Source organism: Pseudomonas sp. M2, from assembly GCF_015751845.1.
In the GTDB taxonomy this organism is placed as follows: Bacteria; Pseudomonadota; Gammaproteobacteria; order Pseudomonadales; family Pseudomonadaceae; genus Aquipseudomonas; species Aquipseudomonas putida_E.
Genome location: NZ_JADOUD010000001.1, coordinates 286,492 through 310,309 on the forward strand (window position 1 = coordinate 286,492; position 23,818 = coordinate 310,309).

Annotated in this window: 28 protein-coding genes; 22 read left to right on the forward strand and 6 right to left on the reverse strand. The window is 59.7% G+C overall.

Annotation, left to right across the window (positions count from 1 at the left end; translation table 11 throughout):
* The first annotated feature begins 55 nt into the window (after nucleotides 1–55).
* The 7 genes from galB to IWW33_RS01505 all read left to right on the forward strand — a co-directional run bounded on the left by galB (nucleotide 56) and on the right by IWW33_RS01505 (nucleotide 5,761).
* Nucleotides 56–832: a 4-oxalmesaconate hydratase gene (galB, locus tag IWW33_RS01475; protein ID WP_115275216.1), complete on the forward strand. Its 777-nt coding sequence runs from the start codon at nucleotides 56–58 to the stop codon at nucleotides 830–832.
* The gene (locus IWW33_RS01480) at nucleotides 829–1,545 is read left to right on the forward strand and encodes a 4-carboxy-4-hydroxy-2-oxoadipate aldolase/oxaloacetate decarboxylase (RefSeq protein WP_115275217.1); all 717 of its coding nucleotides are present in this window, start codon (nucleotides 829–831) and stop codon (nucleotides 1,543–1,545) included. Before galB ends, IWW33_RS01480 begins: the two co-directional genes overlap by 4 nt.
* Nucleotides 1,546–1,547: 2 nt before the next feature.
* The gene (locus IWW33_RS01485) at nucleotides 1,548–2,633 is read left to right on the forward strand and encodes a 4-oxalomesaconate tautomerase (RefSeq protein WP_115275218.1); all 1,086 of its coding nucleotides are present in this window, start codon (nucleotides 1,548–1,550) and stop codon (nucleotides 2,631–2,633) included.
* Nucleotides 2,617–2,856 carry a hypothetical protein gene (locus IWW33_RS01490; protein ID WP_174141709.1) on the forward strand — a complete coding sequence of 80 codons (240 nt, stop codon included), beginning with the start codon at nucleotides 2,617–2,619 and terminating at the stop codon, nucleotides 2,854–2,856. Before IWW33_RS01485 ends, IWW33_RS01490 begins: the two co-directional genes overlap by 17 nt.
* 74 nt (nucleotides 2,857–2,930) lie before the next feature.
* Nucleotides 2,931–4,460, forward strand: a complete 1,530-nt coding sequence (locus IWW33_RS01495; RefSeq protein WP_174141707.1) for a Fic family protein — start codon at nucleotides 2,931–2,933, stop codon at nucleotides 4,458–4,460.
* A gap of 18 nt (nucleotides 4,461–4,478) precedes the next feature.
* Nucleotides 4,479–5,303: an AraC family transcriptional regulator gene (locus tag IWW33_RS01500; RefSeq protein WP_115275220.1), complete on the forward strand. Its 825-nt coding sequence runs from the start codon at nucleotides 4,479–4,481 to the stop codon at nucleotides 5,301–5,303.
* Between the two features lie 71 nt (nucleotides 5,304–5,374).
* Nucleotides 5,375–5,761: a cupin domain-containing protein gene (locus IWW33_RS01505; RefSeq protein ID WP_174141705.1), complete on the forward strand. Its 387-nt coding sequence runs from the start codon at nucleotides 5,375–5,377 to the stop codon at nucleotides 5,759–5,761.
* 36 nt (nucleotides 5,762–5,797) lie between these two features.
* On the opposite strand, the gene IWW33_RS01510 is transcribed toward IWW33_RS01505, so the two are convergent.
* The 5 genes from IWW33_RS01510 to IWW33_RS01530 all read right to left on the reverse strand — a co-directional run bounded on the left by IWW33_RS01510 (nucleotide 5,798) and on the right by IWW33_RS01530 (nucleotide 9,272).
* Nucleotides 5,798–6,256 carry a DUF3429 domain-containing protein gene (locus IWW33_RS01510; RefSeq protein ID WP_174141703.1) on the reverse strand — a complete coding sequence of 153 codons (459 nt, stop codon included), beginning with the start codon at nucleotides 6,254–6,256 and terminating at the stop codon, nucleotides 5,798–5,800.
* Nucleotides 6,257–6,291: 35 nt separating this feature from the next.
* The gene (folE, locus tag IWW33_RS01515) at nucleotides 6,292–6,852 is read right to left on the reverse strand and encodes a GTP cyclohydrolase I FolE (RefSeq protein ID WP_012313911.1); all 561 of its coding nucleotides are present in this window, start codon (nucleotides 6,850–6,852) and stop codon (nucleotides 6,292–6,294) included.
* On the reverse strand, nucleotides 6,837–7,250 hold the full coding sequence (locus IWW33_RS01520) for a DUF393 domain-containing protein (protein ID WP_174141755.1): 414 nt from the start codon (nucleotides 7,248–7,250) through the stop codon (nucleotides 6,837–6,839). The genes folE and IWW33_RS01520 overlap by 16 nt, the downstream gene beginning before the upstream one ends.
* 117 nt (nucleotides 7,251–7,367) lie before the next feature.
* Nucleotides 7,368–8,369: an NADP-dependent oxidoreductase gene (locus tag IWW33_RS01525; protein WP_174141701.1), complete on the reverse strand. Its 1,002-nt coding sequence runs from the start codon at nucleotides 8,367–8,369 to the stop codon at nucleotides 7,368–7,370.
* Nucleotides 8,370–8,432: 63 nt separating this feature from the next.
* Nucleotides 8,433–9,272, reverse strand: a complete 840-nt coding sequence (locus tag IWW33_RS01530; protein WP_039601373.1) for an alpha/beta hydrolase — start codon at nucleotides 9,270–9,272, stop codon at nucleotides 8,433–8,435.
* A 129-nt stretch (nucleotides 9,273–9,401) separates the two neighbouring features.
* Between IWW33_RS01530 and IWW33_RS01535 the strand changes: the two genes are divergently transcribed.
* Nucleotides 9,402–9,956 carry a TetR family transcriptional regulator gene (locus tag IWW33_RS01535; protein ID WP_174141699.1) on the forward strand — a complete coding sequence of 185 codons (555 nt, stop codon included), beginning with the start codon at nucleotides 9,402–9,404 and terminating at the stop codon, nucleotides 9,954–9,956.
* 144 nt (nucleotides 9,957–10,100) lie between these two features.
* Here the strand turns inward: IWW33_RS01535 and IWW33_RS01540 are convergent, their stop codons facing one another.
* A complete protein-coding gene (locus IWW33_RS01540; RefSeq protein WP_039601371.1) occupies nucleotides 10,101–10,589 on the reverse strand; it encodes a MarR family winged helix-turn-helix transcriptional regulator in 489 nt (162 codons plus the stop codon).
* A 250-nt stretch (nucleotides 10,590–10,839) separates the two neighbouring features.
* Here IWW33_RS01540 and IWW33_RS01545 point away from each other — a divergent pair, with 250 nt between their 5' ends.
* From IWW33_RS01545 to IWW33_RS01610, 14 genes are all read left to right on the forward strand, one after another.
* Nucleotides 10,840–11,268: a RidA family protein gene (locus tag IWW33_RS01545; protein WP_174141697.1), complete on the forward strand. Its 429-nt coding sequence runs from the start codon at nucleotides 10,840–10,842 to the stop codon at nucleotides 11,266–11,268.
* Between the two features lie 28 nt (nucleotides 11,269–11,296).
* Complete coding sequence (locus IWW33_RS01550) at nucleotides 11,297–12,214, forward strand: tRNA U-34 5-methylaminomethyl-2-thiouridine biosynthesis protein (protein ID WP_174141695.1); 918 nt, start codon at nucleotides 11,297–11,299, stop codon at nucleotides 12,212–12,214.
* A 38-nt stretch (nucleotides 12,215–12,252) separates the two neighbouring features.
* Nucleotides 12,253–13,071, forward strand: a complete 819-nt coding sequence (locus IWW33_RS01555) for a tRNA U-34 5-methylaminomethyl-2-thiouridine biosynthesis protein (protein ID WP_046787099.1) — start codon at nucleotides 12,253–12,255, stop codon at nucleotides 13,069–13,071.
* A 224-nt stretch (nucleotides 13,072–13,295) separates the two neighbouring features.
* Nucleotides 13,296–14,768: a 2-hydroxymuconic semialdehyde dehydrogenase gene (locus tag IWW33_RS01560; protein WP_046787100.1), complete on the forward strand. Its 1,473-nt coding sequence runs from the start codon at nucleotides 13,296–13,298 to the stop codon at nucleotides 14,766–14,768.
* Nucleotides 14,765–15,547 carry a fumarylacetoacetate hydrolase family protein gene (locus IWW33_RS01565; protein ID WP_196914178.1) on the forward strand — a complete coding sequence of 261 codons (783 nt, stop codon included), beginning with the start codon at nucleotides 14,765–14,767 and terminating at the stop codon, nucleotides 15,545–15,547. Before IWW33_RS01560 ends, IWW33_RS01565 begins: the two co-directional genes overlap by 4 nt.
* Before the next feature lie 10 nt (nucleotides 15,548–15,557).
* A complete protein-coding gene (locus tag IWW33_RS01570; RefSeq protein WP_039601368.1) occupies nucleotides 15,558–16,328 on the forward strand; it encodes a fumarylacetoacetate hydrolase family protein in 771 nt (256 codons plus the stop codon).
* A gap of 3 nt (nucleotides 16,329–16,331) precedes the next feature.
* Nucleotides 16,332–16,763 (forward strand): RidA family protein, encoded by a 432-nt coding sequence (locus tag IWW33_RS01575; protein ID WP_012313899.1) that lies wholly within the window; start codon nucleotides 16,332–16,334, stop codon nucleotides 16,761–16,763.
* A gap of 64 nt (nucleotides 16,764–16,827) precedes the next feature.
* Nucleotides 16,828–17,775: an acetaldehyde dehydrogenase (acetylating) gene (locus IWW33_RS01580; RefSeq protein WP_115275228.1), complete on the forward strand. Its 948-nt coding sequence runs from the start codon at nucleotides 16,828–16,830 to the stop codon at nucleotides 17,773–17,775.
* A 2-nt stretch (nucleotides 17,776–17,777) separates the two neighbouring features.
* Complete coding sequence (dmpG, locus tag IWW33_RS01585; protein WP_115275229.1) at nucleotides 17,778–18,797, forward strand: 4-hydroxy-2-oxovalerate aldolase; 1,020 nt, start codon at nucleotides 17,778–17,780, stop codon at nucleotides 18,795–18,797.
* Nucleotides 18,798–18,864: 67 nt separating this feature from the next.
* Nucleotides 18,865–19,794 carry an alpha/beta hydrolase gene (locus IWW33_RS01590; protein ID WP_115275230.1) on the forward strand — a complete coding sequence of 310 codons (930 nt, stop codon included), beginning with the start codon at nucleotides 18,865–18,867 and terminating at the stop codon, nucleotides 19,792–19,794.
* An 84-nt stretch (nucleotides 19,795–19,878) separates the two neighbouring features.
* Nucleotides 19,879–21,222 (forward strand): OprD family outer membrane porin, encoded by a 1,344-nt coding sequence (locus IWW33_RS01595; protein WP_174141690.1) that lies wholly within the window; start codon nucleotides 19,879–19,881, stop codon nucleotides 21,220–21,222.
* A 157-nt stretch (nucleotides 21,223–21,379) separates the two neighbouring features.
* Nucleotides 21,380–22,255 carry an alpha/beta hydrolase gene (locus IWW33_RS01600; protein WP_115275232.1) on the forward strand — a complete coding sequence of 292 codons (876 nt, stop codon included), beginning with the start codon at nucleotides 21,380–21,382 and terminating at the stop codon, nucleotides 22,253–22,255.
* Nucleotides 22,256–22,754: 499 nt separating this feature from the next.
* Complete coding sequence (locus IWW33_RS01605) at nucleotides 22,755–22,979, forward strand: hypothetical protein (RefSeq protein ID WP_174141607.1); 225 nt, start codon at nucleotides 22,755–22,757, stop codon at nucleotides 22,977–22,979.
* A gap of 250 nt (nucleotides 22,980–23,229) precedes the next feature.
* On the forward strand, nucleotides 23,230–23,772 hold the full coding sequence (locus tag IWW33_RS01610; RefSeq protein ID WP_115275233.1) for an AAA family ATPase: 543 nt from the start codon (nucleotides 23,230–23,232) through the stop codon (nucleotides 23,770–23,772).
* Nucleotides 23,773–23,818: the final 46 nt, after the last annotated feature.

The following is a 23,818-nucleotide window of genomic DNA, read 5'->3' on the forward strand; positions in this document are numbered from 1 at the left end:
ATAAATAAAACGCATAGCCGTTGCAAGTGAACGCATTAGTGTAGTGCGCAGGCCGATGACATCCTGCGTCAACCCCCACTGCAGGAGCCTACGAACAATGAATACCCCACAAAAAGCCGCCCTGGTGGTCAGTGCACATTCGGCCGACTTTGTCTGGCGTGCCGGTGGCGCCATTGCGCTGCACGCTGAGCAAGGCTATGCCATGCACGTGGTTTGCCTGTCGTTCGGTGAGCGTGGCGAGTCTGCCAAGCTGTGGCGCAAGGGTGAAATGACCGAAGCCAAGGTCAAGGACGCACGCCGTGAGGAAGCCATGGCAGCAGCCGAAATCCTCGGCGCCAGCGTGGAATTCTTCGATATCGGCGACTACCCGATGCGCGCCGACAAGGACACCCTGTTCCGCCTGGCCGATGTGTATCGCCGGGTACAACCGGAGTTCGTGCTCAGCCATTCGTTGAAAGACCCCTACAACTACGACCACCCGCTGGCCATGAACCTGGCCCAGGAAGCCCGCATCATCGCCCAGGCCGAAGGCTACAAGCCGGGCGAGAAGATCGTTGGCGCACCGCCCGTGTACGCCTTTGAGCCGCACCAGCCCGAGCAGTGCGAATGGCGCCCGGACACCTTCCTGGACATCACCCCGGTGTGGGACAAAAAGTTTGCCGCCATCCAGTGCATGGCCGGCCAGGAACACCTCTGGGAGTACTACACCCGCGTGGCCCTGCAGCGCGGCGTGCAGGCCAAGCGTAACGTGGGCATCACCAGCGCACGCAACATCGTCTACGCCGAAGGCCTGCAGAGCGTGTTCCCACGGGTGACGGAGAACCTGGCATGAGCGGGCTGATCGGAAAGACCGGCATCGTGGTACGTAATATCCCGCGCGTCGAGCAGGAACTGATCGATGCCTTGGGCCGGCTGGGCGTGGCCACGGTTCATGAGGCCCAAGGTCGCAAAGGGCTGCTCAGTACCGCCGTGCGCCCCATCCAGCAAGGTGTGGCAGTGGCCGGCAGCGCGGTTACGGTGCTGGTGGCCCCTGGCGACAACTGGATGTTCCATGTGGCCGTGGAGCAGTGCCGGCCGGGCGATGTACTGGTGGTGGCGCCCAGCTCGCCGTGCAGCGATGGCTATTTCGGCGACCTGCTGGCGACCTCGCTGCAGGCCCGCGGCGTGCGCGGCCTGGTGATCGACGCGGGCGTGCGCGACAGCCAGACCCTGCGCGACATGGGCTTTGCCGTGTGGTCGCGCGCCATCAACGCCCAAGGCACGGTGAAGGAAGTGCTGGGTTCGGTGAACCTGCCGCTGCTGTGCGCCGGGCAGCTCGTCAATGCCGGCGACATCGTGGTTGCCGATGACGACGGCGTCGTGGTGGTGCGCCATGGCGAAGCCCAGGGGGTACTCGAAGCCGCCACCCAACGCGCCGACCTGGAAGAACGCAAACGCCTGCGCTTGGCCGCCGGCGAGCTTGGCCTGGACATTTACGAGATGCGCCCGCGCCTGGCAGCCAAGGGCCTGCGTTATGTCGAGCACCTCACTGACCTGGAAGGCTGAACATGGGCCAGACCCGCATACCTTGCCTGCTGATGCGTGGCGGCACCTCCAAGGGTGCCTATTTTCTGCATGACGACCTGCCCGCCCCTGGCCCGCTGCGTGACCGCGTGCTGTTGGCGGTGATGGGCTCGCCCGATGCCCGGCAGATCGACGGGATTGGCGGCGCCGACTCGCTCACCAGCAAAGTCGCCATCATCCGCGCCTCGCAGCGCGAGGACGTCGACGTCGACTACCTGTTCGCGCAGGTGGTAGTGGACGAAGCGCGGGTGGACTACGGGCAGAACTGCGGCAACATCCTGGCCGGCGTCGGGCCCTTCGCCATCGAGCGCGGCCTAGTGGCCGCCAGCGGCGCGAGCACACCGGTGCGTATATTCATGGAAAACACCGGGCAGCTCGCCGTGGCCCAGGTGCCGACCACCGATGGCCAGGTGGAGTATGCCGGCGATACCCGTATCGATGGCGTGCCGGGCCGGGCGGCGGCGCTGGTGGTGACGTTTGCCGACGTGGCCGGCGCCAGCTGTGGAGCCCTGCTGCCGACCAGCAGCAGCCGCGACCGGGTCGATGGCGTGGAAGTGACCTGCATCGACAACGGCATGCCGGTGGTGCTGCTGCGTGCCGAAGACCTTGGCGTGACCGGCTACGAGCCGTGCGAAACGCTGGATGCCGACAGTGCACTGAAAACGCGCCTTGAAGCCATCCGCCTGCAGCTGGGCCCACGCATGAACCTGGGTGATGTCAGCCAGCGCAATGTGCCAAAGATGTGCCTGCTGTCGGCACCGCGCAACGGCGGCACGGTCAACACCCGCTCGTTCATTCCGCACCGTTGCCATGCGTCCATCGGGGTGTTTGGCGCGGTGAGTGTCGCCACGGCCTGTTTGATCGAAGGGTCGGTTGCACAGGGGCTTGCCAGCACGTGCGGCGGTGATATCCAGCGTTTGGCGGTGGAGCATCCTAGCGGCGAATTTACAGTGGAGATCAGCTTGGAACGTGGCGTGATCACGGGGTGCGGGTTGGTGAGGACGGCGCGTTTGCTGTTTGATGGGGTTGTGTGTGTTGGTCGGGATGTATGGGGTGGGCCGCAGCAGTGATTGCCACAGTTTCTTCAGCACCCTTGAGGTCGAGCGCCGCCCGCGCGGCGCATCAAAAACTCAAGAAAAAAACTGCTTCGGTTGCAAAACTGAAGATTTTCGCATCCTCGGCAAGAAAATATCGCCACACTGGTCAGAACTGAAGAAAAACCCAAGCACAGATTTCGGACGTTGCGAGCCCACCTCACATGCCCTGTGGAAAGTGAAGAAAAAAACGGCATAATCGCGAAATCTGAAGATTTTGTGAGCTGACTTAAAAAAAACACAGCGCTCACGCCCAAACTGAAGGAAAGGTACATGCGGGCAGCGGGATATTCGCTACTACTCGATAGGCTGCAGATCTCTGCGGTCGCACTCAAGCGCCCTGCGATCGTACAACCGGTCACCCGGATTGAGAAAATCGGGAACACGCTCGCGGTGCCCCATCGAATGGCGCCCTCAGAGGACGACCTGCTTGGGAATGTGCTTTTTGCGCTCAAGCATGAAGGTATCAACCTTTCAATTCTCGCCCAGGCTCTGCCACAGATCCCAGCTGAACGTTTTTCGCAAGCGCTGGAAGCATCACCCAATGGCGTTTATATCCGTAAGGCCTGCTATCTCCGGGAAGCCTTCACCGGTGAAGACATTGAGCAGCCTTCACCTGTACGCGGCGGCTTCGCTCAGCTATTCGACCCAGAACAGTACATTACGCGACCAGGTGAGCGAAATTCGAAGTGGCGGGTGGAGTTCAACGGGCTCGGAGATCTGACTTACTGCGCGACCGTAGAGCGCACTGCGCAAGTTACAGAGCTTCTCGAGCATGACATTCTCGGCAAGGCGAAGAACTTCATCGGTTCACTCCCTCCGCTGATGATGGACAGGGCTATCAACTGGGCGTATCTGCACGAGACCCAGGACTCGTTTGCAATCGAGAAGGAAGCCCCAACCGAAGATAAATCCCGCCGCTTCATCAAGCTCTTGCGCCAGGCCCATGAACGCCACCCACTGACTGAGGATTATCTGGTTACTTTACAGAACGCCACTGTGGCAAACCCTCTGGACCTTGCGGCGGCATTTCGGCACGAGCAGAACCACCTTAGCAATGGCATGCATGGAGCAGCCGGGGTGACCTATGTCCCCCCTCCCCCGGGCCTGTGCCGCGAGTTGATGGAAAGCCTGATACGCTTCGCCAATGAAGGCCCTACCCAAATCGATCCGCTTGTGGCGGCAAGCATCATTTCATTTGGGTTCGTGTTCCTCCACCCGTTCATGGATGGGAACGGGCGCTTGTCGCGCTTTTTGATCCACCAGGCTCTTTGCCATTCCGGGGCGCTTGAAAACGGCCTGTTGCTTCCAGTTTCGGTTGCGATGAAACGCGAAGAGCGCCTGTATCTGGAGACACTTCAAGGATACTCCGGGCCCGTGCGTGAATACTGGCAAGTGCACTGGATCGATCACGAGCAGTTTACATTTGAGTTCATCGGCGCTGACGCGATCTATCGATTCTGGGATGCAACGCAGTGCGTTGTATTCACCTGCCTGATGGCAAAGCGGGCGCTAGAGGTCGAGCTACGCGATGAGACGGCCTTTCTGGAAAACTATGACGCCGTCTACAGGGCCGTAGATGAGCGATTCGATGTTCGCGGCAGCGACCTCGCAAACCTGGTGATGATGTGCCTGAGCAATGGCGGGAGCGTGTCGAACAATCGGCGTAAGCAGTACCTGTACAGGGTCCCCGAGGCAGTGTTCGACTATATCGAACAGACGGCGCAACAGGTACTTGCCGCCCAGCGCTCAGCCGCTCAGCCGCAACAGGGCGCAGAGCCACAGACGGATGCAGAGTGTTGAGTCGCAGAGCGTCTATTCATGGAACGAAAAGCAAGCCACGAAGCCACCCCCGACTGGGTCATCCGTAGCGCTCACCCTGGCAGTGTGGAACGGATCGAAGCGTGGTTCGGTAGCCATGGCTATGACCCTCACCGTCACGACACATACTCGATCGGCCGCACCCTCGCCGGGGTGCAGAGCTTTCACTACAAAGGGGCGCTGTGCCACGGCCTACCGGGTAATACGCTGGTCCTGCACCCTGACGAGGTGCACGACGGCATGGCCGGGACTGAAGCGGGTTTTCGCTACCGCATGGCCTACATCGACCCGGCACTGATCCAGAACGTGCTCGGCGGTGAGCCGTTGCCCTTCATTGCTGGCGGGCTGTCCAGCGACCCGCGCCTGTACCGCGCCAGTGAAGCCTTCGTGCAGGCACTGGACCACCCGCTGGAAACGCTGGAGGAACAGGACGCCGTGTACGACCTGGCGATGGCGTTGCGTGCGGTGGGCGGTAAGCCACGCGGCCGCAAACGCCTGGATTACCGCGCGGCCGAGCGCGCCAGGGCATTCATCATGGAGCATCTTCACCTGGGCATCACCCTGCAGATGCTGGAACAGGCCAGCGGCCGCGAACAATGGAGCCTGTCCCGCGACTTTCGCGCCCTCTACGGCACCAGCCCCTACCGCTTTGTGACCCTGCGACGCCTGGACACTGTGCGCAGGCTGATGCTCGATGGCTTCACCTTGGTTGATGCAGCCCTGGCGGCAGGCTTTCACGACCAGAGCCACATGACACGCCACTTCACACGTAGCTATGGCGTGCCACCGTTGCGCTGGCTGGAGCGCTTGCGACCTGCCCGCTGACGTGCAGGATCGTACAAGAACGCCTGGTGTAGGTTCGATAGGCTGGCCACTTCAACCCATGAGGATCCGCCATGTCCAACTCCAACCCGCAACTTGCAACATGCCCTGTAAACCTTGCCCAGAAAGCTTCGCTGATCGACCAGCAGTGGAGCCCGAGAGTGGTCGCCGAAATGAACGACTACCAGTTCAAGGTTGTGCGAATAGAAGGTGAATTCATCTGGCATTCACACCCGGAAACCGACGAAGCGTTTCTCGTGCTCGAAGGCACCTTGCGCATCGATCTACCGGAGGGCTGCGTTTACGTGAACCCGGGCGAGTTGTATGTGGTGCCACGTGGGGTGGAGCACAGAACAGCCGCCGAGGCCGAAGCAAAACTGATGATGATCGAGCCGCGAGGCGTTCTGAATACCGGCCATGAAGGTGGGGAGCGCACTGCTATGAACGACGTCTGGATCTGAGCGCTGGAAATCACTCATCAAGGAGTGCTTCTGGTTTCAAAAATCCATTGCTATCGCAAGTGCACTGATCAGCAAACAGAGGCTTGCGACAGCCGTCAAATGGACTCGCATCGGCATGAACCACCCAGGCACAGCTTGCGCCAGTTGGCGATCCTGCCAAAGATGCCCGATAAAACCAAAGGTCAACACCAAACAACCCAATGGCACAGGTAGCAGCGTGCCAACCCAACCGATCAGGGCCGGTATGACGCTCCACACGAGCCGCTCGCGACGCTGCTTCGCGGGCAAACCCTCTAACGTCATGGCGAAACCCCAGTGCAGAGCGCCAACGAAGCTCAATATCACAGCGCCATAGCTGACCAGCATGATCGAGGCAAAACCTCGGTATTCAGCAAAAAAAACGATGAGCAGCGTCAAACCAACAAACGGCAGCAAGCCACCGTAACCCAGCACTGCAAAGCGGCTTGAAGGTAAAGCAGCAGTAACTGAACTCATTTGGACACCCCTTGGCGACGGCTCAGCATCGCGTGTCAATTGTGTCGGCCAATGAGGTTGAGGAATTCGTGGCGAGTCGAAGCGGAGTCGCGAAACTCACCTAACATCACCGATGAAATCATCACCGAGTTCTGCTTCTCTACACCGCGCATCATCATGCACATGTGCTTGGCTTCAATCACGACCGCAACCCCTGCGGCATCCGTGACTTCCTGAATGGCATACGCAATTTGCCGCGTCAGGTTTTCCTGTATCTGTAAACGACGGGCAAACATGTCAACAACGCGCGCGACCTTGGAAAGCCCCAATACGCGCCCTGTTGGCAGGTACGCGACATGAGCCTTGCCAATGAAGGGCAACATGTGATGTTCGCATAACGAGTAGAGTTCTATGTCACGAACGACAATCATTTCATCGTTTTGACTCTCGAACAAAGCGCCGTTCACGACCTCTTGAAGATTCTGGCCATACCCGTTGCACAAGTACTGCATCGCTTTGGCCGCACGCTTGGGCGTTTCCAGGAGCCCTTCGCGCTGCGGGTTTTCACCAACGCCGACAAGGATTTCATGATAGTGCTCGGCTAACGAATGTGACATTTGGACTCCTCACCGCTACAGCGGTGCCCGCCATCGGGATGTGGTAGCCAGGCCAAGTGTGGCCTCAAACGACAGAACAGCCTGTAGAAAACTGAAAACAGGGGGCGTAACGGGCGCCAGGACAGTGGCGCGACCCACCCTCCCACATCGGCAGCCCGCCAACTCCACAAGGTGGCGTCCAAGCCTGTGACCCAGTGCCCGTTCACGAACCTTGCATGCAGGCATGACCTCAATTGCTCAACCGTCAAGCTCAATGCCTCTGCATCGAAATCACCAGCACTGATGTCAACCAGAATGAGCTTTGCCTCGGTCGATTTCCTGCGCAGGAACGCGATCTCTCTGGCGCACAAGGGACAGGCGCCATCGAAGTACAGCGTCAGGGGCCACTGACAATACATGTACAACCTCTCATCTTTGTACAGGTTTTTGTATAAGTTAGCCGAAACCAGGAAAATCGCAATACAGCCGTACACCTGGCTGTCGCGCGCCGCTGTCACTGACCTTTACTCAGGTGATCACTTCACCTTCACCACGACCTTACCTTTGGCTCTACCTTCGGCCACGTATGCCAGTGCATCAGCTGTCGAGCCCAATGCGAAGGCGCGATCCACCACGGGCTTTATGACCCCGGTTTCAACCAGCCTGGCCAGCTCAGCCAGTTGCGCACCACTCGCCCTCATGAACAGAAACTTGTAGTTGACGCCCTTGTGCTCCGATTTTTTCCTGATCCCTCGGCTGATCAAGCGAACGACCTGCCTGAACAGCCAGGAAAGGCGAAGCTGTTCTGCGAACTCGGGGGTGGGTGGGCCTGAGATGGAAATCAACTGACCACCCGGCTTCAATACATGGAGAGATTTTTCGAGAACGTCACCGCCCAGTCCGCTGAGCACGACATCGTAATCACTCAGCTGCGACTCGAAGCGCTGCGTCTTGTAATCGATCACCACGTCCGCACCCAGCGCCTTGACCCACGACACGTTGCCGGTACTCGTGGTTGTGGCAACGAATGCTCCCAGGTGCTTGGCGACCTGAATGGCGATGCTACCGACGCCACCGGAGCCGGCCTGGATCAGAACCTTCTGGCCCGGTTGAACCTTGGCCATTTCCGCCAACGCCTGCCAGGCCGTGAGAGCCACCAATGGCAGCGAGGCCGCTTCTTCCATGTTCAGGTTGGCAGGCTTGAGTGAAACAGCAGATTCGCTAACCGCCACAAACTCGGCGAAGCCACCCATACGCGCCTGGTCTACCCGTGCGTAGACTTCGTCCCCTACCCGGAAACGACTGACTTTCCCTCCGACACGTTTCACAGTGCCAGCAACATCGTTACCCAGGATCAGAGGCATCTTGAACGGCAGGATCAGCTTGAACTCGCCCTTCCTGATTTTGATATCGAGGACGTTCACGCTTGCGGCATGAACCTCAACCAGAACGTCGAAATCATCCACCTGGGGCTCTGGAACTTCAGTGATATCACCAACGACGTCTTTGCCGTAGCGATCGATCAGAAACGCTTTCATGTTCTTAAAATTCCAAAAATATAGACGTGCCCGATGGGCTGGGTCATCGGGCAAGGCGCTGCCTTACTCTTCCAGGAACTGAAGGGCGTGTTTCAGGAAGCGCTCAGGGAACTGGAAGTGCGCGGCGTGACCGGAGTCGGGGTAGATCAGCAACTGGGCATCTGGAATGTTCTGTACCAGGTGCCACGAATTGATCGAAGGGATCATGACGTCGTCGACGCCATTGACCACCAAGGTAGGCTGCTTGATTTCGCTGAGGTAAGAAAAGCGGTTCTCACCCTGTGCCGACTGGACATAGGCTGCAAATGCAGCGCCCTGAGCCATTGCGACCTCAACCGAGCTTGGGGTGTCCTGATCGGCACGCTGGTTGCGCCGTTCCCAGAACGCCAGGCCCGCTTTCCTGGCAGCTTCCGAGCGACCGAAGAAGAGGAACAGGAAGTTTTCGATGGTGGGGACGGGGTTCGAAGCGGCCTCTCTCACACCCTCTGCCATGCTCGGATCACCACCGCGCAGACCGGTGCCGAGCAGCACAAGCTTACGCACCAACCCAGGGTGACGCAGTGCCACTTCCTGAACCTGCAAGCCACCGATGGAGAAACCGAGCAGGTCGACCTGGGTCAGCCCCAAGGCCTTGATGGCTGCTGCAATGTCATCCGCCATTTGCTCAATGGTGGTGGCCGGAGTGCCCGACGATGAAGCCACACCTCTACCGTTCAGCAGGATCACTTCGCGCCCCGCCGCCAGACCATCAGTGATGATCGGATCCCAGTGGTCGAGCCCGCCACGGAAATGGGCGATGAAGACCAGCGGCACACCAGAAGGGTTGCCCCAGCGGCGGTAGGTGAACGTGTCGCCGCCTACTTCAACTGTGCGGGTCGGAACGGTGAGATGGGTATGGCTCATGGCGGTTTGCTCTTTCAGTGGAAGATACGACCTAATGATGATGATCGTAATCGAAACCGTCAACGCCTTTGATGATGAACATCATCAATGTATGCTATTGGTTGGCTTGATAGCAGAGAGAGCAACGAAATGAAGGTCACAAAGGCCCAGGCACAAGCTAACCGAGCGCATATCGTGGAAACGTCTTCCAGGCTGTTTCGCGAGCGCGGCTATGACGGCGTCGGTGTTGCAGACCTCATGGCTGCCGCCGGCTTCACCCATGGCGGGTTTTACAAGCACTTCAAGTCCAAGGCAGATTTGATGGGCGAAGCAGCCACTTGCGGGATCAACAAGACGGTCGAGCAGATGCAGGGCATCCAGCTGGCCGACTTCGTCAATTTCTACCTGTCCCGCGAGCACCGCGATGAGAAAGGCAATGGCTGCACGCTAGCGGCGCTGGGCGCAGACGCTGCACGCCAGCCCAATGAGATCAAAGCTGCTTACGGCGCTGGGATCGAAGAATTGCTGGAGGTTTTACAAGGCAATAATGAGGAGCCTGGCGCAAGCCGTGCTGAAATCATCGATACCTTCGCACACGCCCTCGGCGCCTTGGTTCTGTCTCGCGCCTGCCCGGACGACTCTCCACTGGCTGATGAGGTGCTCAGCGTTTGTCGTGAGAAGATTCTGGGCAAGCTGGGGTCCTGAGGCTGTTGCGGACTCCATGCCATTTCGATCCGATTGTTCACCACCCTCTGGCTGGCGACGGGCGTCGAGCGATTGCCGTAGCGGTCTCCAAGGCCGCCCCTGAGGTTGCAAGGCACCTCAGGTACTAGGTGAACCTGGGGCGGCTCACGCCTCCTCAGGCGAGACAATCAGCTTCAGGCACTTCAGGAACAGCGGCCGGTATTCATCAGGCAACCGTTCCAGCAATTTCCTTTCCACTTCAGCATCACGCGGCAGTACGCGCTCCAGCAGTTCAGCGCCTTCATTGCCCAAATACAACTGGTACGCACGCTGGTCGCTCTTGGCGCTGGTGCGCACCAGCATGCCGCTGGCGCACAGCCTCTTGACCATTTCGGCAACAGTGTTGCGATCCATGAACAAATGGCCGGCCAGTGCGTTCTGGGTCAGGCCGGGGTGCTGCGACACCACAATCAATGCGGCTTTCTGTCTGGGGGTGATCGACTCTCCGGCGAACGCTGTGTTGAACCGTTCCTCCGCCATGAAGTGAGCCCGCCGCAGCAGGTGGGAAACGATGTCTTCAAGGTGAAATTGATCGACAAGCGCCTGGCTTTGCGGGGAGAGTTTTGCGGGAGAAGGCGTGCGTATGGGCGGCATTGGTTGTCCGGTCATTCCTTGCGGGTTGCGATCCTTGGGATCGATGACTGTGTACGTGCACGTACTATTTATCTGGCAAATCAGCCAGTTAAGTATTGGCGCTTCGCCAGGAGGATTCAAGCCTGAGCAAAATGCCAGTGCACGTACGATTTTAGCCGAGGAATTGTCCTACAAATCGATTGACAGCATCTCTTTCCAGCCATAGGATTTATCTCGTTTAGGACGTATACGTACTTAAAGAGAACAAAAAATGTCTTCCTCGACCTCTGCGGCAACACATAGCGCGTGGACCCCCCTGATCAGCCGGACGCTACCCGCACCGCATTTTGCTTACAGCCCCGTGGTATCGGCAGGTGGCTTCATCCAAGTTTCTGGCATGGTTGGGCTCGACCCAGCCCATGGCGGCCTGGTGGTTGGCGGCATGGCCGCAGAAGTTAGGCAGATCCTGGCCAACCTCAAAGGCCTGTGCAATGAATTGGGAATAGCCCTGGAGCAATTGATGCTGGCGCGGATCTACTGCGCCGACTTTGGCCAATTCGGCCTGATCAATCAGCACTGGGAGGCGTTTTTCCAGGGTGCGACCCCTCCTGCACGTACCAGTGTAGGGGTAACGGCGCTTCCGCTGGGTGCGCTGGTCGAGATGGAATTCCAATTCGCGGTCGATCCTTCACTGCCCTGATACAAACAATAAAACCAGGAGAAGCCACATGGCAAACGGTGAAATTATCAGCGGGTTTCTGGCCCCCCACCCACCCCATATCCTCTATGCAGAAAACCCTGTGCAGAACGAGCCGCGTGCCAAGGGGGGCTGGGAACAATTGCGCTGGGCCTACGAACGGGCGCGCGCGAGTGTCGAGGCGCTCAAGCCGGATGTGCTGTTGGTGCATTCGCCACACTGGATTACCTCTGTGGGACACCACTTCATTGGGGTCGAGCACCTGGCCGGCCGCTCGGTCGACCCCATATTCCCCAACCTGTTCCGCTTCGACTACTCGATAAAGTTCGATGTGGAACTGGCCGAGGCTTGCTGCGAAGAAGGTCGCAAGGTGGGCCTGCAGACCAAGATGATGCGCAACCCGCGATTTCGCGTCGACTACGGCACTATCACCACGCTGCACATGATCCGCCCGCAGTGGGACATCCCGGTGGTATCGGTTTCGGCCAACAACACGCCGTATTACCTGAGCATGGAAGAAGGCCAGGTGGAGATGGATCTACTGGGCAAGGCCACTCGCGAAGCAATCATCAAGTCTGGCAAACGTGCGGTGCTGCTGGCCTCCAATACCCTGTCGCATTGGCACTTCCACCAAGAGCCAGAGCCACCGGAAGACATGACCAAGGAGCATCCGCAGAGCCAGCTGGGTTACCAGTGGGACATGCGCATGATTGACCTCATGCGCCGCGGGGAGATGAAAGAAGTGTTCCGCCTGCTGCCGCAGTTCATTGACGAGGCCTTCGCCGAACTGAAGTCCGGCGCGTTCACCTGGATGCACGCAGCCATGCAGTACCCGGAATTGGCGGCGCAACTGCACGGCTACGGGACGGTGATCGGCACCGGCAACGCGGTGATGGAGTGGAACCTCGTCAAGGCCGGCCTCGCTGGTGCCGCGACTCAAGCCATCTGAACGCTTCAATCCCGTCTTATTTCTCAGGTGAAACGACCATGACTGTTGTATCGGCCTTCCTGGTTCCTGGCAGCCCACTGCCCCAGCTGTGCCCCGACGTGCCCAACTGGCAGCGTTTTCAGCGTGCAATGCAACAGGCAGGCGTCGCGTTGAAGGCCTCTGAGCCGGACGTGGTGCTTGTCTACTCCACCCAGTGGTTCGCAGTGCTGGATGAAATCTGGCTGACCCGTCGACGCAGCCAAGACATTCACGTCGACGAAAACTGGCACGAATTCGGTGAGCTGCCCTATGACCTTTACAGCGATGTGACGCTGGCCAACGCCTGCATCGAAGCATGCCGTGCCCAAGGCGTGAATGCCCGTGGCGCTGACTACCAAGGCTTCCCGATTGACACTGGCACGATCGTCGCTAGCACCGCACTGGGTGTGGGCACTGAAGGGCTGCCACTGGTGGTGGCGTCCAACAATCTCTATGACAACGCCCAAGCCACCGAAAAACTGGCGGCGATCGCCGTGGCCTGCGCTGCCGGGCAGGGCAAGCGTGTGGCAGTGGTGGGGGTTGGCGGCTTGTCCGGCAGCCTGTTCACCAAGCCAATCGACCCCTGCGACGACCGCATCGTACACACCGAGGAAGATGCCTGGAATCGTCAGGTGCTGGCGCTGATTGAGACCGGTGACGTCGATGGGCTGCGGGAGGCGCTGCCCACCTACGCTGCACAGGCCCGAGTCGATATGGGCTTCAAGCATTTCCATTGGCTGCTCGGTGCGCTAGGCGGGCGCTTCCAGGGAGCCAAGGTTCATCACTACGGCGCGTTGTATGGCAGTGGTGCCGCCGTGGTGCAGTTTTACCCCTGTTGACTTGTATGCAGTAGCGCAGCCGCTAGCGCTGCCCTGCCAAGTGCGCCGACCCGGCGGTAGCCACGGCCGTCAAGCGTACTGATCGAACCATTCACCCAGGACCGTTTGCGTTGCCCGAGCAACGCAAGCAGCGCTCGCCTGCGCCCGCGATTCGCCGGGCCAGGCCTGCAGCAATCACGCGAGCCCGCCACAGCTCGCTGTCAGCCGAGTCATCGAGGTCAGTCATGAAACACTATCGCAATTACGTAAATGGTCGTTGGGTCGAGAGCCCAAATACCTTCGAAGATATCAGCCCGGTAGACGGCTCCCTGGTAGCCCTGGTCCATGAGGCTGACGGGGACCTTGTGGACGAAGCGGTCAAAGCCGGGCATCGTGCCGTTGCCGGCGCCTGGGGCCGTACCACTGCGGCCGACCGTGTGGCCGTGCTGCGCAAAATTGCGGACGAAATGGAGCGCCGCCAGGCGGACTTCCTTGCCGCCGAGATGGCCGACACTGGTAAGCCGTTGTCCATGGCCTCCGTGATCGACGTGCCGCGTGGCATCGCCAACTTCCGCACCTTCGCAGACATACTCGCTACCGCACCGCTGGACAGCCATCGCCTGGACCTGCCAGATGGCGCCTACGCGCTCAACTACGCAGCCCGCAAGCCCTTGGGTGTGGTCGGGGTGATCTCGCCCTGGAACCTGCCGCTGCTGTTGCTGACGTGGAAGGTTGCGCCCGCACTGGCCTGTGGCAACGCCGTGGTGGTCAAACCTTCGGAAGACACCCCTGGCACCGCAACACTACTGGCCGAGGTGATGCAAGCCGCCGGCGTACCGGATGGTGTGTTCAACCTGGTACATGGCTTCGGCCCGAATTCGGCGGGCGAATTCATTTCGCGCCATCCGGACATCAGCGCCATCACCTTCACCGGCGAATCGCGTACCGGCACCACCATCATGCGCGCCGCCGCCGAAGGGGTTAAGCCGGTGTCGTTCGAGCTCGGTGGCAAGAACGCGGCGATCATCTTCGCCGACTGCGACTTCGACAAGATGATCGACGGCATGATGCGCGCGCTGTTCCTCAACAGCGGGCAGGTCTGCCTGTGCTCGGAGCGGGTGTATGTCGAACGCCCGCTGTTCGAGCGCTTCTGCACTGCCCTTGCAGAGCGCATCAAGACAATGAAGGTTGACTGGCCTCACGAAGCCGCGACCCAGATGGGGCCGCTGATCTCGTCCAAACACCGCGACAAGGTGCTGAGCTACTTCGAACTGGCCCGCCAGGAAGGCGCAACCTTCATTGCCGGTGGCGGCGTGCCACGCTTTGGTGACGCGCGCGACAACGGCGCATGGGTCGAGCCGACGGTAATTACGGGCCTGCCGGATGATGCGCGCTGCGTGCGCGAGGAGATCTTCGGACCCATCTGCCACATTTCCCCGTTCGACAGCGAGCGCGAAGTCATCGCCCGCGCCAACGACACCCGCTACGGCCTGGCCGCGACGGTATGGACCAGCAACCTGAGCCGCGCGCACCGCGTCAGCGAAGCCATGCGGGTGGGCATCAGCTGGGTGAACACCTGGTTCCTGCGCGACCTGCGCACGCCGTTCGGTGGCGCCGGCTTGTCCGGTATCGGCCGCGAGGGCGGCATGCATTCGCTGAATTTCTATTCGGAACTGACCAACGTCTGCGTGCGCATTGACCAGGAGAGCGAACAATGACCGAACGACATCAACAGGTGGCCGACCTGCTCGACCAAGCGGCAAAAAGTGGTGAACCGGTGTCGCCGGTGCGCGATCAGCTTGATGCCATCGCCGACGCCTACAAGGTGCAGCAGCTCAATACCCAGCGCCAGGTGAGTGCCGGGCGACGTATCACCGGGCGCAAGATCGGTCTGACCTCGCACTCGGTGCAGCAGCAGCTGGGTGTGAATCAGCCTGACTTCGGCACACTGCTCGATAGCATGGAAGTCAGCGACGGCGAGACGATCGCCTGGCCCCGCCTCATGCAGGCCAAATGTGAGGCTGAGGTGGCGCTGGTACTGGAACACGACCTGGACCGCGAGCAGATCGTGCTCAGCGACCTGCTGGCGGCTACCGCCTATGTGTTGCCGGCCATAGAAGTGGTCGGCAGCCGCATCGCCGACTGGAACATCAGCATCCTCGACACCATCGCCGATAACGCCTCGGCAGGGCTGTACGTGCTCGGCCAGCGGCCAGTGAAGCTCGGTGATCTGGACCTGCGCCTGGCCGGCATGGTCATGGAGCGCCGAGGCGAGCCGGTTTCATTCGGCGTAGGGGCCGCGTGCCTTGGCCACCCGCTCAATGCTGCACTCTGGCTGGCCCGTACCCTGGTCGAGGCGGGCACCCCGCTGCGGGCCGGCGACGTGGTGCTCAGCGGTGCATTGGGGCCAATGGTAAGCGTTGCGCCCGGTGATGTTTTCGAGGCACGTATCCAAGGTTTGGGCAGTGTCCGGGCCTGTTTCGATTCCGCTAGCTGAGGTGATCTGCATGAAAATTGAACGTATTGCCAAACGCCTCGACGATGCCGCCCTGTACGCCCAGGCCACGTTGCAATTAGGCGGCGAAGATACCGTGACCCTGGAAGAGGCTTATGCGGTTCAACGCCTGCTGATCGAGAAGCGCCTGGCCCGTGGGGCGCGCCAGGTGGGTGTCAAAATGGGCTTTACCAGCCGCGCCAAGATGGCGCAGATGGGCGTGTCCGACCTGATCTGGGGGCGGCTGACCTCAGATATGTGGATCGAGGAAGGGGGCAGCATCGACCTGTCTCGCTACGTGCACCCGCGCGTCGAACCAGAGGTGTGTTTCTTGCTGGGCAAGCGCCTTGAAGGGCACGTTACGCCGCTGCAGGCCCTGGCCGCTGTGGAAGCGGTAGCGCCGGCACTGGAGGTGATCGACTCGCGCTATTGCAACTTCAAGTTCTCGCTGCCCGCCGTGGTGGCCGACAACGCCTCATCGTCCGGCTTCGTGGTCGGCGGCTGGCAGCGCCCGGACACTGACCTGGGCAACCTGGGGCTTGTGATGAGTTTCGATGGCCGCGCGGTGGAGATGGGCAGCACGGCGGCGATCCTCGGCGCGCCGGTACGCGCACTGGTAGCAGCAGCGCGCCTGGCGGCGCAACAAGGCGAGGCGCTCGAGCCCGGCAGCCTGGTACTGGCCGGTGCGGCGACGGCGGCCGTGGCGCTTCGCCCAGGCGTAGCGGTGCGCTGCGAATTTCAGGACTTGGGAAGCGTAGCGTTTGAAACGCTGCGCGAGGAATAAGCCATGAGCGACAAATCGCAGACCCACGCCCGGGTAGTAGACGGCAAAGCCACACCGCTTGGGGCCTTCCCCCACGTCAAGCGTGCCGGTGACTTCCTGTTCGTCTCTGGCACCAGCTCGCGGCGCCCGGACAACAGCATCGCCGGTGCAGAGCCGGACGCCTCTGGGCGCATACGCCCATGCATCGAAGCACAGACCCGCGAGGTGCTGAACAACATCCGCGACATCCTGCGCAGTGTCGGTGCCGACCTGGAGGACGTAGTGGAAGTGTGCAGTTATCTGGTCAACATGAACGACTTCTCCCAATACAACCAAGTGTACGGGCAGTTTTTCGATGCCGACGGTCCGACCCGCACCACCGTCGCCGTGCACCAGCTGCCGCACCCGCATCTGGTCATCGAAATCAAGGCTGTGGCCTACAAGCCGCTGCGCTGAACCAACTCGTAGATGTGCAGATATCACCCGATACGGTTGTCTGCACTGCAAAGGAGAAGAACAGATGTCATCTGCTCGCATACCGGTAGCGATCATCGGCTCTGGCAACATTGGCACCGACCTGATGATCAAGATCCTTCGCTGCTCCGATACGCTTGAGGTGGGAGCCATGGTGGGTATCGACCCGGCATCAGACGGTTTGGCCCGCGCTGAGCGCCTCGGTGTACCCACCACCGCAGGCGGGATCGACGGGCTGCTCGCGCTGCCCAATTTCAAGGAAATCCGCATCGCCTTCGATGCCACCTCCGCTGGGGCGCACAAGGTGCATGACAGCAAGCTGCGTGCCCATGGGGTACGCATCATCGACCTCACCCCTGCAGCCGTCGGCCCGTATGTCGTCCCGGTGGTGAACTTCGCCGAGCATGCCCACGAGCCGAACCTGAACATGGTCACCTGCGGCGGCCAGGCGACCATCCCGATCGTGCATGCGGTGGCGGGCGTGGCGCCGGTGCATTATGCCGAGATCGTCGCGGCAATCTCCAGTAAGTCGGCCGGCCCCGGCACCCGTGCCAACATCGACGAATTCACCGAGACCACCTCACGCGCCATCGTCGAGGTCGGCGGCGCGGCGCGCGGCAAGGCGATCATCGTGCTCAACCCGGCCGAGCCGCCATTGATCATGCGCGACACGGTGTATTGCTTCGTGCCGTTGGACGCCGACACCCAAGCCATCGTAGACGCGGTCGAGCAGCGCGTGGCCGAGGTTAACCGCTACGTGCCGGGTTACCGCCTCAAACAACACGTTCAGTTCGAGCACTTCACCGAGAACAACCGGCAGAACATCCCTGGCCTTGGCTGGAGCACCGGCATCAAAGTCGCGGTGTATCTCGAAGTGGAAGGTGCCGGGCACTACCTGCCGGCCTACGCCGGCAATCTGGACATCATGACCAGCGCGGCGCTGACCGTCGCTGAACGTATCGCCCAGGCGCAGTTCACTGATCAGGGGTTGTGAAGATGATCGACACGAACAAAAAGATCCATATCTCAGACGTGACCCTGCGCGACGGTATGCATGCCGTGCGTCACCGCTACAGCCTGGAACAGGTCGCGTGCATCGCTCAGGCCCTGGACCAAGCCGGCGTCGACAGCATTGAGGTCGCCCATGGCGATGGCCTGCAGGGTTCGAGCTTCAATTACGGCTTCGGTGCCCATACCGACCTTGAGTGGATCGCCGCGGTAGCCGCAGTGGTGCAGCGCGCCCGCATCGCCACGTTGCTGCTACCGGGCATTGGCACTGTGCACGACCTCAAGGCCGCCTACGATGCTGGCGCGCGGATCGTGCGCGTGGCCACCCACTGCACCGAGGCCGATGTCTCGCGCCAACACATCGAATACGCCCGGTCCCTGGGCATGGACACCGTGGGCTTCTTGATGATGAGCCACATGCAGACCCCGGCTGGCCTCGCCAGGCAGGGCAAACTGATGGAAAGCTACGGTGCACAATGCATCTACGTTGTGGATTCCGGTGGCGCGATGAACATGTGGGACATCGCCGAGCGCTTCAAGGCCTTGAAGGACGTGCTTGACCCAGCGACGCAGACCGGCATGCACGCCCACCACAACCTCAGCCTGGGCGTGGCTAACAGCCTGGTCGCCCTGGAGCACGGCTGCGATCGCGTCGATGCCAGCCTGACCGGCATGGGCGCCGGGGCCGGCAACGCACCGCTCGAGGTATTCGCCGCCGCCGCCGAGCGCATGGGCCTGAACCACGGCTGCGACGTGAAAAAGCTGATCGATGCCGCTGAAGACATTGTCCGTCCCCTGCAGGAACGGGTGGTGCGGGTAGACCGGGAAACGCTGGCCTTGGGTTATGCAGGGGTCTATTCAAGTTTCCTGCGCCATGCCGAGGCGGCCGCGGCCAAATACGGCCTGTCGACTTTCGACATTCTGGTTGAACTGGGCAAGCGCCGCATGATCGGTGGCCAGGAAGACATGATCGTCGATGTCGCCCTGGATTTGCTCAATCAAGGATGAACACTGCCACTTGGCAAAAATTCAATGAACTTGTGAACATCAATGCGCATGACAGGAAAGGCTTATAATGATTAACAAGACCGCTATTTCTTTGTTGCTGGCTTCTGTCGCCATGAATATCAGCGCGGCAGAACATAATATTGTTTGTAAAAGCCCACTGCCTGTACCTGCCCCGCAGGAGGAATGGTCGCTGTTCCAAGATACGGTAAAGCGTGCACCTGCGGTGATGGGTGACGTCCACCGTGAGTTTTATGGAAAAGGCTTGGACAACTTTGGGGACCTTCGTTTGCCGCAGGGCGAAGGGCCCTTCCCCGTGGTGATTGTTGTCCATGGCGGGCGTTGGAGCGCTGATGTAGGCCTGGATTACATGGCGCCAGTCGCTGATATGCTGACCAAGGCGGGTTTTGCAACGTGGAACATCGAATACAGCCGGGTAGGCAGCTATGGCGAATGGCCCAACTCCTTCAAATCCGTTGCGGGGGCTGCTGATCATTTACGCGAACTGGCCAAAAAATACCCCTTGAATCTCAGAAGAACCGTGACACTCGGCCATTCTTCGGGGGGGCATTACGCTTTATGGTTGGCTGGGCGAAATCTGTTAAAGGCGCAGTCTGAGCTCTATGTGAAAAACCCTTTGTCGATCAGCGGCGTGCTGGTGCTGGACGGGGTTGTTGACCTGGCATGGCATGCTCAACTCCCTCGCGGCAAAGACATACAGCCGAAAGTGCTAGGCCACGTTCAGGGAAAGGAGTTGCAGGCGCGACTTCAGGAAGTATCGCCCACCCAGATGCCAATCATAAAGGTACCGCAGGTTTTCATTACAAACCAAAGCGACCGCTTCCCGTCCGTTCTTGATTACGTGAAGCGTGCCACCGCCGCTGGAGCCAACTCGAAGTATGATGCCCTGTGTTCTTCCAATCATTTTGTGCCCGTAGACACATCCAATGGCGAAGTGACAAAAAAGATCATCGAATACACGACCGAACTCGCCCAATAAAAAAAGCATTAGCCCGGCGCAATCGCACGCCGGGATAACCACCTCCCCTGCCTTTCCAAACAATAACAATCGAGGGCTACCTCTATGTCTGTCCGCATAAAAAACGTGGTCGCCATGTCATGCTTTTTACCTGGAGTGGTTTGTTGCTTTGAAGCACTGGCCGAGGCGAAAAGCGGTTTCTTCGAGGGAAGCTCTCTTACACTTGATACCCGCCAGTGGTATTCCAAGGAAATCGGGAGACGCAACACCGTATATCGGTATAAAACGGACGAAGGCCCGCAGGTTTCGCATGACCGAGTGGCCTGGCAGCAAGGTTTCAAATTGGGATTCGAGTCCGGCTACACCTCGTGGCCCGTGGGGGTAGGACTGGACCTTGCTGCCTATTCTGTCGTCGCGTTAGAACGCGACACGGGTGACGCTGCGGGGGGTAGTAACAGAATGCTGGTGAACAGCGATGGCGATGTACAACCTACATGGAGTCGCTTGGGCGTTGCCGCAGTCAAGTTGCGAGCCGCCGAGACCGACGTAAAAATCGGCCGTCATCAGGTGGCCACGCCTGTCATGAATTTTTCGGATACTCGTACTGTTCCTGCCTCTTTCGACGGGCTGTCGGTTGAAAGCTCATCCTTTGATGGCCTGGTGTTAAAGTCTGGTTACTTCTCAAAAATGGCGCCACGTTATGCTGCAGGCACCGAAGACATCGGACTGCAATACGCCATGCGCCCGGTCACCAGTGATTGGACCGCTTATTTTGGCGGGGACCACACTAGCGCGAACGGCTTGAAAACCAGTGTTTATATTTCGCGCATTCAGGATATTTGGGACAGGCAATATTTTGGCCTGGCACAGACATTCCAATCGAAAGGGCTCACCACATCGGTGAAGCTATCGATGTACAATACGAAATCAAGCGGAAAGGAAGAAGCTGGCCCTATCGATCAGCAGGCATTTGGTCTGGCCATCACCCCGCGCTTCAAGAACCACTCAGTGGAATTCGGCCTTCAGAAAATTGTGGGTGATGAATTCTTTGACTTCGTGAAAGAGTCAAATGCCATTGAGCTACCGAACACCATGGTTTCTTACTTTAACGGCCCGAACGAAACCTCCTTTCAGGTCAAATATATAAATGACTGGGCTGCTTACGGCGTTCCTGGATTTAAAAGCATACTCTGGCACACCCGGGGCTGGGGTATTGATGGAACGGGCTATGACGGGGGCCCAAAGGGGGTTTACACGGCTTCGCTGCTTCAGGACAACGAACGCCATAACGAAACCGGCCTTTTAGGGAGTTACACATTTCAATCTGGCGAATTAAAGGGTGGAAGTATTCTTGCAGGTTACGCTTGGCACCGCGCAAGCAGCCACCAGGCCGAGGGTAACTTTGATGAGCTGAGGGTTATTCTCAGAATGCCCTTTTCTATTTTCTAAGTGATAACGCTGCCCTATTGCTCGCTGGCGTTATCTTGCGCAGGGCCTGTACGCGCCTAAAGCGGCGCGTACAGGCTCAAGCGGGTATTTCCGTGACCCTGGCGGGCCCCTTACCAAGGGGCTGGCCTCCGAGAGTTCGTGCCTGGAGCATGCCTGCATGACAACCTTTCTTTACAACGACTTCACCACCACCGCCCAACTCGACGAGCAATACGACATCGAGGCCTCGGTGACGGATTTCGACGGCTATGTGCGGGAGTTCATCGCGCAAAGCCAGGCCGTGCGCGCCGAACTGCCCAACCAGTTGGACGTGCCCTACGGCCCGACCCTGGACGAGACTTTCGATGTGTTCTTCCCGCCACAGGGCGTCACCGAGGCCCTGCGCCCGGCGGTCTTCTTTGTCCATGGCGGCTACTGGCGAGCGACCACCAGCAAGGAGTGGAGCTACGTCGCCAAGGGCCTGGCCGCGCAAGGCGTGGTCACGGTTGTGGAGAATTACACCTTGGCGCCGAAGGTCGCCATCGCCGAGATCGTACGCCAGCACCGCGCGGCGTTCAGCTTCCTGTGGCGCAACGCCGAACGGTTCGGCATCGACCGTGAGCGCATCGTCGTGGTCGGCCATTCGGCAGGCGCCCATGGCGTGGTCGAGCTGCTGGCTACCGACTGGGTCGGCGACTATGGCTTGCCCGCACAGCCCTACTTGGGCGCCATTGCGGTCAGCGGGGTGTATGACCTGCGCCCGCTGCCGCACACCTTTCTGGCCAGGACGCTGGATTTTACCTGGCAGTCGGCCGAGGCTCTGAGCCCGATCCTGCACATTCCCCGGAAACTGGCACCTCTGATGCTGCCCTACGGGCTTCGTGAGACAGCCGAGTTCCGTCGCCAGACCATCGACTATGCCCAAGCCTGCATCGAGCGGGGCATGCCGGTGGAGCTGCTGGCCCTGGATCTGGACCATTTCAATATCCTCGACGATCTGGCCGCAGGAAGCGGACCAATGTTTCAGCGGATCATTCGATGGCTGGGTTTGTAGGCAGTACTCAGCTTGGTGACCCCTGCGGGATTCGGCTTTCCGGCGATAGGGCCAACATTGGCGCCCGTACTTTCAGGAAGCCAATCCACGTCAAAAGACACCACAACAGGAAGCCCGCCGCGGTGGTCATTTTTCACGCCACACAGCCGTGAATTTTGACTGCCAGCGCGATACAAGCTGTTACATCGAACGGCCGAAAAATCAGATTCAACCCCTTTCCTGTAGCGCATTTCCCAAAGATACTGCCGCCGCCCATTTTTCGTTGCACATGGCCAATGTGGATTCTAGTCTCGGCCGGTCGCTGCCAATTCAGCGACCGGTTTTGACAGACCGTCTTCGTTGTCCACATGTGCACACTAGTTATGGTGGCTGTACGTGCGGGCACCCTCTGGTGCGCCGAGTGCCAACGTCTCGGTCCGTCAACCCGCGTACAGCTGCCACCCCAATTGCTTGACGGCATTGCCGTGGTAGCTCCAGCGTTCGACGTTGGAGTTTGATCATGCTCAAGATCGTTCCCGATCCGCCTCACAATCCGCACTCCCTCGAAGACGCGTTGATGATGGCTGCCGACTACGCGCTCTGCGCCGAAGTCGTTGCCCTACAGGCTCAGCACTGGCCCAAATACAGAAACCGGCCGACCCGCAGACGCTGCATTAATCCTCGTCATGATCTGCCTGGCCTGGCTCTTTCACGGGCTAGCTCTCTCGCACAGCACCGCCCCTGAGGTTGTAGACGACCTCAGGCGCCCGATAAAATCTGTGGGAGCCCGGCTTGCCGGCGATAGGGCCAGCCCAGGCAACTACAACTTCCCGGGACCCGATCGAAGAAACCGCATTCACCGTGGGCAAAACCACGCTCTACCAAGACGAAAGTTAGCGAATGGAAGGCTGTCAATGGCTGATTGCCATCCATTACCCTTGGTGTTGCTCAACCACCACCATACAATCGTTCTTCGCCTACGACAGGAAGTCACCATGCAACGAATCGTCATTCTGGGCAACGGCGGCAGCGGCAAGTCCACCCTTGCCCGCGCCTTGGGAGAACACCTGGAGCTTTCCGTCGTTCACTTGGACAAACTCTTCTGGGAGCCCGGCTGGGCGGAACCTGACGCCGAACAGTTCCGTGACCGTGTACGCGATGCCGTAGCTGGTGACGGCTGGGTGTGTGAAGGCAACTATGCGCGCCGCACCTTCGACCTGCGTTTGCCGCGAGCGGACCTGATCATCTGGCTCGACACGCCCAGGCTCACCTGTTTCATTCGGGTGCTGTTACGCCTGCTTCGCAACCAGCCACGGCCTGATCGTGCGGAAGGTTGTGAGGAAAGGTTCGACCTGGAATTTCTCAAGTTCGTGTGGACGTTCGACCGGAATTACCGACCTGGTATCGAAGCAGTTCGCCTTAAGCTCGGGGCACAGGTGCCTACGCTTCACTTGCGAGGGAAGCGAGAAATCAGGGCGTTTCTCGAAAGGCTGCCAGCAGCCCGGCGCGAACCTGGCTCGATGATCAGTGGAGTTTGAGCCGCGAGAACCCATACTCGATGGGTATCACTTACGCAGAGCCGTA